This is a genomic window from Galbibacter kalidii, from assembly GCF_026241135.1.
Classification (GTDB): Bacteria; Bacteroidota; Bacteroidia; order Flavobacteriales; family Flavobacteriaceae; genus Galbibacter.
Window position 1 is genome coordinate 53366 of sequence record NZ_JAPFGA010000012.1, and the last position, 13018, is coordinate 66383.

At 38.7% G+C, this 13018-nt stretch carries 12 protein-coding genes; 7 read left to right on the forward strand and 5 right to left on the reverse strand.

The features are described from left to right. Positions 1-400 precede the first annotated feature (400 nt). Positions 401-1081 (forward strand): TetR/AcrR family transcriptional regulator, encoded by a 681-nt coding sequence (locus OOZ15_RS12780; RefSeq protein ID WP_265956811.1) that lies wholly within the window; start codon positions 401-403, stop codon positions 1079-1081. Here OOZ15_RS12780 and OOZ15_RS12785 read toward each other — a convergent pair. The 4 genes from OOZ15_RS12785 to glgB form a co-directional block, all read right to left on the reverse strand. Then, positions 1074-2381 (reverse strand): MFS transporter, encoded by a 1308-nt coding sequence (locus OOZ15_RS12785; protein WP_265956812.1) that lies wholly within the window; start codon positions 2379-2381, stop codon positions 1074-1076. The genes OOZ15_RS12780 and OOZ15_RS12785 overlap by 8 nt on opposite strands. A 92-nt stretch (positions 2382-2473) precedes the next feature. Then, a complete protein-coding gene (locus tag OOZ15_RS12790; protein ID WP_265956813.1) occupies positions 2474-3283 on the reverse strand; it encodes a M48 family metallopeptidase in 810 nt (269 codons plus the stop codon). Positions 3284-3364: 81 nt separating this feature from the next. Further along, entirely contained in the window at positions 3365-5764 is a 2400-nt protein-coding gene (locus tag OOZ15_RS12795; protein WP_265956814.1) for a glycoside hydrolase family 31 protein, read from the reverse strand. 65 nt (positions 5765-5829) lie between these two features. Beyond that, entirely contained in the window at positions 5830-7740 is a 1911-nt protein-coding gene (gene glgB / locus OOZ15_RS12800) for a 1,4-alpha-glucan branching protein GlgB (RefSeq protein ID WP_265956815.1), read from the reverse strand. 140 nt (positions 7741-7880) lie between these two features. On the opposite strand from glgB, the gene OOZ15_RS12805 reads away from it, so the two are divergent. From OOZ15_RS12805 to OOZ15_RS12830, 6 genes are all read left to right on the forward strand, one after another. Next, a complete protein-coding gene (locus OOZ15_RS12805; RefSeq protein WP_265956816.1) occupies positions 7881-8759 on the forward strand; it encodes an alpha/beta hydrolase in 879 nt (292 codons plus the stop codon). 69 nt (positions 8760-8828) lie between these two features. Then, a complete protein-coding gene (locus OOZ15_RS12810) occupies positions 8829-9683 on the forward strand; it encodes a hypothetical protein (protein ID WP_265956817.1) in 855 nt (284 codons plus the stop codon). An 88-nt stretch (positions 9684-9771) separates the two neighbouring features. Next, positions 9772-10251 (forward strand): hypothetical protein, encoded by a 480-nt coding sequence (locus tag OOZ15_RS12815; RefSeq protein ID WP_265956818.1) that lies wholly within the window; start codon positions 9772-9774, stop codon positions 10249-10251. 112 nt (positions 10252-10363) lie between these two features. Continuing rightward, positions 10364-10849: a peptide-methionine (R)-S-oxide reductase MsrB gene (gene msrB, locus OOZ15_RS12820; protein WP_265956819.1), complete on the forward strand. Its 486-nt coding sequence runs from the start codon at positions 10364-10366 to the stop codon at positions 10847-10849. A gap of 162 nt (positions 10850-11011) precedes the next feature. Then, positions 11012-11728, forward strand: coding sequence for a hypothetical protein (locus OOZ15_RS12825; protein WP_265956820.1), 717 nt, complete (start codon positions 11012-11014; stop codon positions 11726-11728). 9 nt (positions 11729-11737) lie between these two features. Continuing rightward, the gene (locus tag OOZ15_RS12830) at positions 11738-11980 is read left to right on the forward strand and encodes a putative signal transducing protein (protein ID WP_265956821.1); all 243 of its coding nucleotides are present in this window, start codon (positions 11738-11740) and stop codon (positions 11978-11980) included. A gap of 198 nt (positions 11981-12178) precedes the next feature. Here the strand turns inward: OOZ15_RS12830 and OOZ15_RS12835 are convergent, their stop codons facing one another. Next, entirely contained in the window at positions 12179-12745 is a 567-nt protein-coding gene (locus OOZ15_RS12835) for a DUF7010 family protein (protein ID WP_265956822.1), read from the reverse strand. Between the last annotated feature and the right edge of the window lie 273 nt (positions 12746-13018).

A 13018-nucleotide genomic window follows, 5' to 3' on the forward strand; every position in this document is an offset into this window, starting at 1 on the left:
GATTCTGTGTAAGTTAAAGACATTAAAGTAAAGTTAGGTAGTTCGTTTGAATTATTTAGTTTTAAGTTGGTTGGTTAGTTAAGGCACCCGTGATTTCATCACGGGTGTTTTTTTATGCCCCACCCAGAATTGCTAAAAAAAAGCAATTCTGATCCGCTTTAGGCGGAGGAGGTAAATTCGTAAGCCCCAAGGCATCCCGTCCCGATAATTATCGGGAGCTATCGGGGTCGAGAAATCCCTTTGGATTAAACCTATGTGGAATTGAAATGTCAGGGATCCATTATGCAATCAAATGTCGTACCTACAGGGTTATAACAATCTCTCCATCTAAAAATCTGCAAATATTTTAACCCTGTAGGGGCGATATATTCAATCATACAAAAAATTTTTGCTTATAAAAATGATACGTTTTCCTGAATTGAATTACCATAAAATACCTTTCAGTATTTTTTTATTATATTTGAAACTCAATAAGCCTAAACTAAAAATGACCACCAAAGCTGAAAAAACCACCCGGTTTATCGTTAAAACAGTTGCCCCTATCTTCAACAAGCAAGGTTATGCAGGCACCAGTTTGTCAGATATCACCAAAGCTACGGGCTTAACCAAAGGAGCTATTTACGGTAATTTTGAAAACAAAGACACCCTTTCTTTACACGCATTTGACTACAATGTCAACACAATACTTTCCAAGATCGAGCAATACATGGAAAAAGGAAATTCCCCGCTGGAAAAACTCATGTATTTTATCAAATTCTATAAAAACTATTACGGTTTTACGAAAGATTTTGGAGGTTGCCCTATTATTAACACCGGGGTTGATGCTAACAACATGTATCCTGAATTATTGGAAAAAGTCCGGGAAACAATTGCTAAAATAGAATCCTATATATCCGATCAAATAGAAGAAGGGAAAAGGATAGGTGAAATCAGAAAGGCAATAACAGGCCCAGTCTATGCAAAGCGATTTTACAGTTTAATTCAGGGAGCTGTCTTTATGAGTCAGACTACAGCTGATGAATCCTATATTATTGATTGCACAAACGTTATTATTGATACTATAAACCAAAGGTTTAAGTAGTTTTTCGAGGCACTTTCAGCAAAAGAAATACCCCTGCCAGAAAAATCACTCCCAGAATCACGATTGAACTTCGCATGCTTCCGGTAAGCTGTGCTATGAATCCGTAAAGGAACATCCCGATAACAATCCCTATTTTTTCGGCCACATCATAAAAACTGAAAAAAGAAGCGGTATCCTTGGTCTCAGGTAAAAATTTGGAATACGTTGAACGCGACAAGGCCTGAATACCTCCCATCACCAAACCGACAATCGAAGCGGTTATATAGAATTGTTGCGGTGTAACCACAAAATAGGCATAGCAACACACCAACACCCAAATAATATTAATACCGATAAGGGTTTTTATATTCCCGAATTTAGCAGAAGCCTTTGAGGTTAATGTAGCTCCCAAAACGGCTACCAATTGAATCAGCAGAATACTGATTATTAACCCGGTCGTTCTCTGACTGTCACTTTCCCATGCCAATTCCTCTTCAGCAAAATAGGAAGCCACCAACATCACGGTCTGTACGCCCATGCTATACACAAAAAAAGCAACGAGATAACGCTTTAATCGAATGTTCTCCCTTAGCAAACCCCATACCTTTTTAAGCTCTTTGAATCCGTTGAACAGTACTTCTTTGCGTATCTTTTGCCTGTTATCGTTTCCTTTGGGGAGGTAATAGAACGAATACTGACTGAAAACTACCCACCAAATCCCAACAAGAATAAAGGAAATTTTGGTCGGCTCCCCTGCTCCACTAAAACCAAACCACTCATATTTCATGATCATAGCCAAATTCAGTAGTAAAAGAAGAACACTCCCGATATAACCCAAAGAATAGCCTTTGGCACTGATACTGTCTTGCTGTTCGGGGAAAGCGACATCCGGCAGATATGAATTGTAAAAGACCAAACTTCCCCAAAAACCGATCAATCCGAAGAAATAAACCAGCAAACTCGTATAGATATGCTCCAAGCTAAACCAATACAATCCGATACTGGAAAGTGCACCGAGATAACAGAAGAACTTCAGGAAAACCTTTTTATTTCCCACAAAATCAGCAATTCCGGAAAGTAATGGAGTTAAAACTGAAATGACCAAAAATGCTGCTGAAGTCACATAGGTAATCAAGGGTCCGCGGGCTATTTCACCACCAAACACCTCTATCTTCTCTATTCCGGCTTCCCTGAACAAAGCCCCGTAGAACAAAGGAAAAATAGCTGATGCGATCGTTAAACTGTAAACTGAATTTGCCCAATCGTAAAACGCCCAGGCGTTGAGTAGTTTTTTACTTCCTTTTTGTAGTAGTACTGCCATATCTAAAATTAAAAGGTTGCCGAAAAGCTTAGGTATTTTTCAGCAACCTTTCAAATATAGATAATTATTTTGTTATCGAGATTAAGAAATCATTATTGGAAAGAAGTCACCCCATATCGTGCAGCTTCTTCTTTAGCCGTCGGCACCAATTGTTTTAATTTGGCAATACGGGTTTGGCTAGAGGGGTGAGTACTAAGCATTTCAGGGGGTGCTTCCCCTCCTTGCGCACTCATACGCTCCCACAACCTAACAGCTTCTTCAGGATTGTAACCTGCAATGGCCATTAGCCTAATTCCGATGGCATCGGCTTCCGTTTCGTGACTTCTGCTAAAAGGCAACATCACACCTACCTGTGAGCCTATTCCATAAGCTTGTGTGAATATCTGTTGTGTTTGTGGATTCTTACTCAAGGCTACACTACCGGCTACCCCCACAAGTTGTTGAAGTGTACCCGCACTCATTCGTTGAGCTCCGTGATCAGCCAAAGCATGTGCCACTTCGTGGCCCATTACCACTGCAATTCCGGTATCTCCTTGGCAGATCGGCATGATTCCGTTATAAAAAACAATCTTACCTCCAGGCATACACCAAGCGTTTACGGCATCATCGTCCACTAAATTATACTCCCAACGGTAATCGTTCAAATAACCTTCATATCCATTGGCGTTAAACCAACGCTCTGCTGCATTGGCAATTCGCTGTCCTACTCTTTTGATAGCTGCAGCATCAGCAGTTCCGGTTATCACCTTGTTTTCTTTTAAAAATTGATCATATTGTGCAAACGAAGTTGGAAAAATTTGATCGTTCGACTGAAAATTCAGGGTGCTTTTACCAGTAAACGGGTTTGTCGAGCAGGAAATCACCAACAAAACAAAAACCGCTATAGATGCGTATTTTTTCATCTTTTTAAGTTTTTAATGTATTGAATAAAATAGTTAATAAGAAGTTAGACACTAGTTCTATATACTAAGATAATTAAAATATTACACTCCTTTAATATGGAGTTCTGTAAATTCTTTTTTAATGATCATATTGTTATCCCCATTCAGTTTAACTTCACTTATTGGGATTTCAACATTATCCAGCTGAATTGATTTCACTTCAAAAGGTAAACCGATCAAATTCATTTTAAAATTCTCATAGCTTGTTACATATTTCCCTTCCTTGAACTGCTGAATAATCAACTCGTTCTCCTTTCCGGTCAGCTTGAATGTCCGCAGGCTATACCTTCCCTTTTTATAATCGAATCCATCGCCGGCATCTTCAAACACCTGCGATTTTTCTTCTCCTAATTTATAAAAAACGTCCAGTGTCAGTTGATCTATTTCCTTTTCCCCTACATATTGTTGCACCGGGTACTTGGGAATAATAGCCCCCTCTTTGATAAAGATCGGAATTGTATCAATATCAGCCCCGACCCAACGCTCTCTTCCGCCTTTTACAAGTTTTCTACTCCAATAATCATACCATTTTCCTCGGGGGAAATACATTCGCCTTCCTTTGGAATTGGCTTCCAGGACAGGGCACACCAAGATATGATTACCAAAAACGAATTCATCGTTACGGTAATGTGTATGCGGATCATCCTGATCATAATACACCAAAGATTTCAACATCGGGATACCGTGTTGGCTATACTCCCAAAACATGGTGTAGAGATACGGAAGTAATTGATAGCGTATTTCAATAAATTTTCGTGTGATATCGGTCACCTCATCGCCAAAAGACCAAGGTTCCTGATTTCCATGGTCACCACTTGAATGCACCCTGCAAAACGGATGGAACACCCCTAATTGAATCCAACGGGCAAAAAGTTCGTCGTTAGGCTGTTCAGCAAATCCACCAATATCCGAGCCTACAAAAGACATTCCGCTCATACACAAACGTTGTACTTGGATATTGGCAACCCAAAGATGTTCCCAAGTAGCCACATTATCCCCCGTCCACGCCGAGGTAAAGCGTTGTGTTCCCGAATAAGCAGACCGGGTAATAACAAACGGACGCTTTGGGAAAATATATCGTCTCACCCCTTCATGGGTGGCCCTTGCCATCTGCATACCGTAAATATTGTGTGCTTTACGATGACTGCAATAATGGCCGTCGTAATGATGGCGCACATCATCGGGGAAAGTTTTCCCGGGCACTTCCATCACAGCGGGTTCATTCATATCATTCCAAACCCCTTTTATTCCTATGTCTGCGATTAGCTCTTCATACAAACCAGCCCACCATTCGCGGACTTTTGGATTGGTGAAATCAGGAAAATTACATTCACCGGGCCATACTTTACCCTTCATATACGGACCGTCTGCCCGCTTACAGAAATAATCCTTTTCCACTGCTTCGTTATACACCCAGTATTCTTTATCAATCTTAATTCCCGGATCGATGATCACCACGGTTTTAAAACCGTCTTCCGCCAATTCGCTCACCATTCTTTTAGGGTCGGGGAAATACTCCTTGTTCCAGGTAAAACACCTGAAACCATCCATATAATCAATATCCAAGTAAATGGCATCACACGGGATCTGTAATTCTCGGAATTTTTTTGCAATCTTTTTTACTTTCCCTTCCGGGTAATAACTCCATTTACATTGATGGAACCCCAGCGCCCATAAAGGTGGGAGTTCCGGTCTTCCGGTAAGATCCGTATAACCAATAACCACATCGGGTACGGTAGGTCCGTAAATAAAATAGTAGTTCATTTCCCCTCCGTCTGCCCAAAAACTGGTAATATTCCTTCTTTCCTGACAAAAATCGAAATGTGATTTAAAGGTGTTGTCAAAAAATATCCCATAGGCGATATTGTGATGCATCCCCACATAAAACGGAATACTTTTATACAGTGGATCCTTTCCTTTTCCATAAGCATACTGATCGGTTGCCCAATTTTGAACCCGTTTACCTCTTAAATTCAACTGGGAAGGCTTATCGCCCAAGGCATAAAAACTTTCTGACTCTTGTGAAAACTTGCTCATCTTCACTACATTCCCCCCATACTCATAGCTTTCTTCCCAATGAAAACCCAATTCATCTTCATTGATGATCTTACCCTTGATGTCTAAAATAGTCAACCTAAGGTCTTTTTTGGCTACTCGTACTTCCAATTTGGAGGTTTTCATACTAAAGTGATCATCCTTCTCCTCTATCTCTAAAAAATTGTACCCATAGGTGGCATCCTCGGAAATCGCATATGAAAAATCGGACTCAAAATCTACTTCTGCTGCATATCTGAAACGCAACACGCTATCCCTCAAAAAAGAAATCTGCAAAGCGACATCATTCTCGGCATAAAAGGTAACCTTATCGACTTCTTTTTTGTGATCTATGATCTTGGAAGGAAATAGGTTCCCTTTTTGTTCTAGCTTAGTGTTGGCAATCATAGCAAATCCTTTTTCAATTTTTTACAAATAAAACAATTTGTTATCAATAAATGATGAATGTTTGTTTATAAAATTTTAAAGATTATAACGCTCAATGGCGGCAGGGTGACAACGGCAGAAAAAGGCTTTTCGTTCCACGGAGTAGCCTCGATAAGCACTTCATTTTCATTGCAAACCCCACTACCGTAATATTTTTTGTCATCACTATTGAAAACTTCTTTTATTTTCCCACCTCTAGGCATTCCTATACGATAATTTTCCCGTACCATCGGTGTAAAATTACAAATGACGACCAAATCGTTGTGCTTGTCGTGCCCCTTTCTGAGGTAGGATAGCACCGAGTTGTCAGCATCACTATAATTGATCCACATAAACCCTTCGGTACTGAACTGTTTTTCATACAATGCCGGTTGATTGGTGTAAAATTTATTCAAATCAGCTACCAAGGTTTTCACTCCCTGATGGCCTTCGTACTGCAGCAAATGCCAATCCAAACTATTTTGAAAATTCCATTCGCCGGATTGTCCGAATTCCCCTCCCATAAAAAGCAAATTCGTCCCCGGATGGGTAAACATATAACTGAATAGCAATCTCAGATTCGCAAAACGCTGCCACTCGTCACCAGGCATACGCCCAAAAAGGGATTGTTTCCCGTAAACCACTTCATCATGACTTAGCGGTAACATAAAATTCTCAGAAAATGCATAAGTCATGCTGAAAGTAATATCATTTTGATGAAAACGGCGGTGAACAGGCGATTTTTTGAAATATTCCAAGGTATCGTGCATCCATCCCATCATCCATTTCATTCCAAAACCCAATCCGCCCGTATGTACTGGTTTTGAAACCATGGTATATGAAGTAGATTCTTCTGCAATGATCTGTACTCCATCAAAACTGGTGTAAACAGCTTCGTTCATCTCTTTTATGAATACCATCGCTTCCAGATTTTCCCTTCCGCCATGAATATTGGGTTCCCATTCTCCTTCTTCTCTTGAATAATCCAAATACAACATCGAAGCCACAGCGTCTACCCTCAGACCATCTACATGGTATTTATCCAGCCAAAAAATAGCATTGCTAATCAAAAAAGAACGCACTTCATTCCTTCCGTAATTAAAAATAAGACTTTTCCAATCGGGGTGATAGCCTCTTCTCCTATCGGGGTGTTCATACAGGTGTGAACCATCAAAAAATCCAAGTCCGTGACTGTCCTCAGGAAAATGAGATGGCACCCAATCCAAAATCACACCAATATCCGCCTGATGGAATTTTTCAATGAGCAGCATCAAGTCTTCCGGTTTCCCAAAGCGGGATGTCGGCGCAAAATAACCGGTAACTTGATATCCCCATGAGGGATCGTATGGATGTTCCATAACGGGCATAAACTCAACATGGGTAAAGTTCATCTCTTTAACATAACTTACCAGTTCATCGGCCAATTCCACATAATTGAGCGAACGTCCGCCCTCTTCCACTTTTCTACGCCAGGATCCCAAATGCACCTCATATACAGAAAAAGGCTTATCCAAACCGTTTTTATCTTTTCTATAACCCATCCATGCGGTGTCTTGCCACTCATGTTCCGGCTTCCAAACAACAGAAGCGGTGTTGGGTCTTTCTTCACAATAAAACGCAAAAGGGTCTGCTTTTTCCGTTTCTATATCCTGATTGTGTGATTGTATCTTGTATTTATATATGGCACCTTGCTCAACCCTGGGGATAAAGCCTTCCCAAATACCCGATTCGTCCCAGCGCACCTGAAGTTCATGCTCACTGGCTGTCCAATAATTAAAATCGCCTATAACAGAAACTGTTTTGGCAGTTGGCGCCCATACCGCAAAATAACATCCTTTAACACCATCTTTTTCCATCGGATGCGCACCTAATTTTTCATACAGTCTATAGTGTTTTCCTGCCTTAAAAAGATCGATATCATAATTTGTAAACAGACTGTACGAATGTACTTTGCTCATAATTTTTCGGGTATTGTGTATTATGGTGGTTTTGAATGCTCTAAATATCTAATGATCGTTTACGCTCAAAAATATTCTTTCGACTAAATTTATAAAAAAGGATCGATAATTAATACCTTGCAAGTTCAAATTATTGGTAAATGGACACAACAAGTAAAGAAAACTACCAACAGAGCGTAAAAATACCAAAACCTATCGTCATATTTGCCAAAATACTGCAATTCATTTCGACAGCCTTGGCAAGTAAATTTGCTTCCAAATTATTTGCTACTCCCATAAAACATTCCATACCCAAACGGGAATTCCATATGGACGCGGATTCAAAACAGGAAGAAATCACCATTCCATCTATTGATAAAAAAGTAATTGTCTATAGCTATGGAAGAAGCAAAAAGAAAATACTTCTCGTACACGGATGGAGCGGTCGGGGAACACAGTTGGTTAAAATAGCCGATAAATTTCTCGAAATGGAGTACAACACTGTCAGTTTTGATGCTCCTGCTCACGGAAAAGCCCCCGGAAAGGTCTCTAATATGAGTGAGTTTATCGAAGCGGTCATGGAAATAGAAAAAAAATACGGTCCTTTTGAAGCTGCTGTGGGGCATTCTTTAGGAGGAATGACACTACTGAACGCCGTTAAAAACGGTTTGGATATTAAATCCATGGTCATTATTGGAAGTGGGGATATCGTAACTGATATCGTTTTTGATTTCACCGAAAAACTGGAATTAAAAAAAGAAGTCGGGCTACACATGAAAAACGTATTTGATGTAAAAATAGGAAGAGACATCGATGAGTTTTCCGCCAGTGTTTCGGCCAAAGAAGTCGATATCCCTGTCCTCGTGATTCATGACAAAAATGACATGGACGTACCAATTTCCTCTGCACACAATATCCACAATAACCTCAAAAACTCAAAATTGCTTGTCACCGAAGGATTTGGACATCGAAAAATATTGGGAAATAATGAAGTTATCGAGCAACTTTCTAGGTTTATAGAAAAATATACATTAAAATAATGTGAAAAATTTCTATTATTGCTTTTTTTTCATAGTTTTGGAAACTAAATCTTACTTAATACTTTTACTATGAAAAAAACTGTTTTCTTTATTTTAATGATGATTACTAGTACTTTTTACGAGGCAAATGCTCAAGTACAAGTAAAATTAAATGATATGTCTTATGCTTCCGGCGCAAGCATAGCGGCAGGGAGTCCGATTGAAATTACTAATGGGCAGTCTGTTAGAATATTATTTACCGTAGAATTAACAAAAACCGGATCAACCTCAGATGGGTATATCATAATATATACACGTAAAGGGTCTTTATCGCCCGTACAACAGGGAGCAAAAAGGTTTATCTCAAATAATTCATGGAGTACTCTTAATGTTCAATCTTATGATGTAACTTTAAATTCTTCTGATTTTTATAATACTAACAACAAAATATATGCTGAATTTGTAACAAATTCAGGTCTTAGGTATACAAGTAGAAATAATTGGTCCATAGTTATAAATGGTGGTGCCCCAGTAACTACACCTGGCCCGGGTGATAATTCTATATGTTGCAACCAATCCATAACCAATCAAGCAGATGTTCAAGAAATCAAAGGCCTACCACCTGTTTCTACAAACTTAGATGTAGCGTGGTATCGTTGGCAATATTATCGATCGCCAACCAGATATAGTGATGGTGGTTGGATAACAATTGGGATTAACACAAAAGATTTCCATCCAAATTTAATAAATAATGGTTATGGCAATACTACTACTAGAAGCAGACCACATACATATAACAGATCATATACATATAAATTTAGAAGAGTTTTAATGACTCGTAAGGGAAGTAAAATTATAAGTAACACTGTTGATATAATATATACTCGTCCTAGCACAACAATACCTCCAAGAAGAAGATCTGGATCTTCTGGTGATAGAGGATAACAAATAGAGTAAGTCATGATGCATTTAGTCACAATTTTTTTCATATTTTGGCATAACATTTGTATCTGATATAAAAAATCAATCTATTATGAAAAAAATAATCACATTACTATTTGTATCGCTATTTGTTTTAACTGCTTGTGAAGGACCGGAAGGACCTCCGGGACTAGATGCCCCTGTTGTTGAATTCTTTGAAAGAACTGTAAACTTCAATAGTGGAAATAATTATGCTGAACCAGTTTCAATTCCAGAATCAATTGAAGTATCTGGTTTTGATGTTGTCCAAGTCTATATTTTATGGGGGCAAACCGAAAACGGTGACGATATATGGAGAGCCCTTCCTCAAACAGTTCAAATGGCAGATGGGGATTTAATCTATAATTTTGATTACACCATTGCCGATGTTCTATTGTTTATGGAATCCCTTGATTTCGATTTAGGAACAGTGGATCCTGCTTATACAGATAACCAAACCTTTAGAATTGCGATTATACCTTCTTATGAAGCAGCTATCATGGATCTAAACGATGTAAGTCAAGTTTTTAAATCTAGTATTAAAATAGATTAATCAGTAAAATAACGAACAAAGCCCAAAATCCAATTTTTGGGCTTTTTTTATGCAATGTTTTTAACCCCTGTCCGACCAATTGATTGAAAATCAATAACTAAACACTTCTATTATGAAAAGAGTTCTTTTACTGATCGTATGCTTGAGCCTATTCTCCTGCAACACCAAAGCACAGGATAAAAAAGAAAAAAACACTGCCAAGGCTGAATTTCCCATCACTAAAACTGATGCCGAATGGAAAGCCGAACTACCTCCTGAAACCTATTACGTCATGCGAAAAGCGGGTACCGAAAGGGCTTTCAGTAGTGATCTCTTAAATATAAAAGAAAAGGGCACCTATGTGTGCGCCGCTTGTGGCACTCCCCTTTTTAAAAGCGAACACAAGTTTAAATCCGGTAGTGGTTGGCCAAGTTTCGACAGGGCCATTGAGGGCAATGTAGCTTATGGGGTTGATAATAAGATTGGTTACCCCCGGGATGAAGAGCACTGTGCCAAATGTGGGGGACACCTCGGTCATGTCTTTGATGACGGTCCGAAAACTACCGGAAAAAGACATTGTATCAACGGAGCCGCACTGAGGTTTGTCCCTGAGGAGTAGCGTGTTAAAATCAGGTTTTTGGTCGAAAATCGCTTGTCCTCAATACTTTTCTCTTTCATGAAAAAACTCGAATTGACGTGATTTTCTTATATCAAAGTATTCGTAAAATAATTATGAAATCCTTAAATTTGATAGGAAACCGTATCCGTAAAGCAAAAATCCATGTTTCGAAGGACAAATGTTGAAGAGAAACTAAGACACCATCGGGATAAACACTACGATGAAAGGGATATTATGGACACTGTTTATCGAATACTACAATCGGAAACGGAGCACAACAAAAGGATAGAAGAAGTTTTAACTTCAGGAAATAGTGCAGAAAAAAACGACTTTGTCTTTGATCTGCTCGAAACGGATAAGATCTATCACATTGATCAAATTCAAAAAATATGTATTGATTACCGGCTCAGGTTCTTGGACACCAAATATTTTAAAGGAACTTTCCCAAAAGAAGCCATTACAGCTATAAGGGATTTGGAAGAACAACACGACACCAGTCTTAACGGACTTAAAATCATAGCGCCTTCCAGGCTTTTTAAATTGGAAAATGCAGATGATCCCTTACTCTTTGCGTCTATCGGAAACAATTATTACTATCTCATTCATAAATGGGGAAATGACCTCCATCCGTTACGGAAATTATTGGTGCTTCCTTTTAAAAACTTTTTAAACCTCTGCATTACTGTGCTACTTATCAGTTGGTTGCTTACAGCACTTATACCCTTAGATCTATTTGTAAAAGACCACAACAGCACCCATTTTTGGCTCATCTACCTCTTTATGTTTAAAATGGTAGGAAGTCTTGTTATTTTTTACGGGGTGGCCTTGGGAAAAAATTTTAATCATGCTATTTGGAAAAGTAAGTATTATAATGCGTAACTTTAGTATATGGAAACGCAAGACTATATCAGAATATTTACCGGAGAACGTACCTATGCCGCTTTACTTGAAAGTAGGCTTAAGGATGTTTCCATAAATCCCATTATAAAAAACGAAAGCGAATCTGCCCGCCTGGCCGGATTTGCCCCTGCGGTCTTTAACCAAGTACAAGTGTTTGTTCATAAAGATGAACACGAAAAAGCACTTAAAGTCCTCACCGAGGTCGAAAAAGAGGTTGGTGAAAAGGAATAGTTCAATCTTAGTTTGCAGAAGCATAATACCTCTATCCTTATACCGATTTTAAATCCACACTATCAGGCATTAATATTCAATCGGGACGCTACAATACTCAATCAGAATACTATATCACCAAATGAAGATGTTCTATTGTGCTCGAACTAACAAGAAACAATCTTTTTAGACAGCCTCATAATTTTCTCCTTCACCCCATCATTCAATTAACACCTTCTTCCGAAACCGCTTTAAGTTTATCTGAATCCAAATTGCCAATAAAAACAAAGCCACGGAAGTAAAAATGGGGATATAAAAAGCCTCTTCAACGTCTACGTTAAATGTAATAATGAGTGTGCCCACAGAAATAAGTACAGCTGTCACCGCATATCCTATTTCGTCGTACAACCAGGCGTAGGGAAATAGGTGGGCTCCTGTTATCACGGCATAGGCCATTATAAAATAATCGGGGTATTTAATTAAAATGAACACCAGAAACGGAAAGTAAATAAGTTGAGCGAAATTCAGCCAAAGTCCTAACGGTTGTAGCGGATTATCCTTTATTTTCCAGTTTGTCTTTAATAGTTTTGATAGTCCTAATGCCAATGGAAGTAATAATGCACTGATGATAAAGGTAAAAACGCTCTTATCGTAAGATTGATAATCCAAAGTCCAAATAATATAGACCCCAAACCAAACGATACCTGCAGAAATTATAAAATCAATACCGTTTTTGGCATTCAACTGGAGTTCCCGTTTTAATTTCTCAAACTCTTTTATTCTCATTATTTAATGTTTTTTTGGTTTATATGTTGTCGAGTGTACTGACAAACACCCTCTCATTTATTTTCTTCTAAAATATGATTTTTTCTCGTTAAAACAGTATGCTTTGTTGTGAAGGCTGAGAATGTTGTTGTAAAAGGATGTTGGGAGTTTTTCAGTAGGCAGTGGGTATATAACTAAGAAGAGGCTGTTTAAAAAGCCCTTGATGAATTCGGTTTGTCAGTCTGAGCTTATCGAAGACATATTATGTTTCAATGAATTATACTTCGACTGCGC

Excerpts from the sequence above, each read along its gene's own strand:
- OOZ15_RS12780 (WP_265956811.1), top strand. The coding sequence starts at position 401 with ATGATACGTTTTCCTGAATTGAATTACCATAAAATACCTTTCAGTATT.
- OOZ15_RS12785 (WP_265956812.1), bottom strand. The coding sequence starts at position 2,381 with ATGGCAGTACTACTACAAAAAGGAAGTAAAAAACTACTCAACGCCTGG.
- OOZ15_RS12790 (WP_265956813.1), bottom strand. The coding sequence starts at position 3,283 with ATGAAAAAATACGCATCTATAGCGGTTTTTGTTTTGTTGGTGATTTCC.
- OOZ15_RS12795 (WP_265956814.1), bottom strand. The coding sequence starts at position 5,764 with ATGATTGCCAACACTAAGCTAGAACAAAAAGGGAACCTATTTCCTTCC.
- glgB (WP_265956815.1), bottom strand. The coding sequence starts at position 7,740 with ATGAGCAAAGTACATTCGTACAGTCTGTTTACAAATTATGATATCGAT.
- OOZ15_RS12805 (WP_265956816.1), top strand. The coding sequence starts at position 7,881 with ATGGACACAACAAGTAAAGAAAACTACCAACAGAGCGTAAAAATACCA.
- OOZ15_RS12810 (WP_265956817.1), top strand. The coding sequence starts at position 8,829 with ATGAAAAAAACTGTTTTCTTTATTTTAATGATGATTACTAGTACTTTT.
- OOZ15_RS12815 (WP_265956818.1), top strand. The coding sequence starts at position 9,772 with ATGAAAAAAATAATCACATTACTATTTGTATCGCTATTTGTTTTAACT.
- msrB (WP_265956819.1), top strand. The coding sequence starts at position 10,364 with ATGAAAAGAGTTCTTTTACTGATCGTATGCTTGAGCCTATTCTCCTGC.
- OOZ15_RS12825 (WP_265956820.1), top strand. The coding sequence starts at position 11,012 with ATGTTTCGAAGGACAAATGTTGAAGAGAAACTAAGACACCATCGGGAT.
- OOZ15_RS12830 (WP_265956821.1), top strand. The coding sequence starts at position 11,738 with ATGGAAACGCAAGACTATATCAGAATATTTACCGGAGAACGTACCTAT.
- OOZ15_RS12835 (WP_265956822.1), bottom strand. The coding sequence starts at position 12,745 with ATGAGAATAAAAGAGTTTGAGAAATTAAAACGGGAACTCCAGTTGAAT.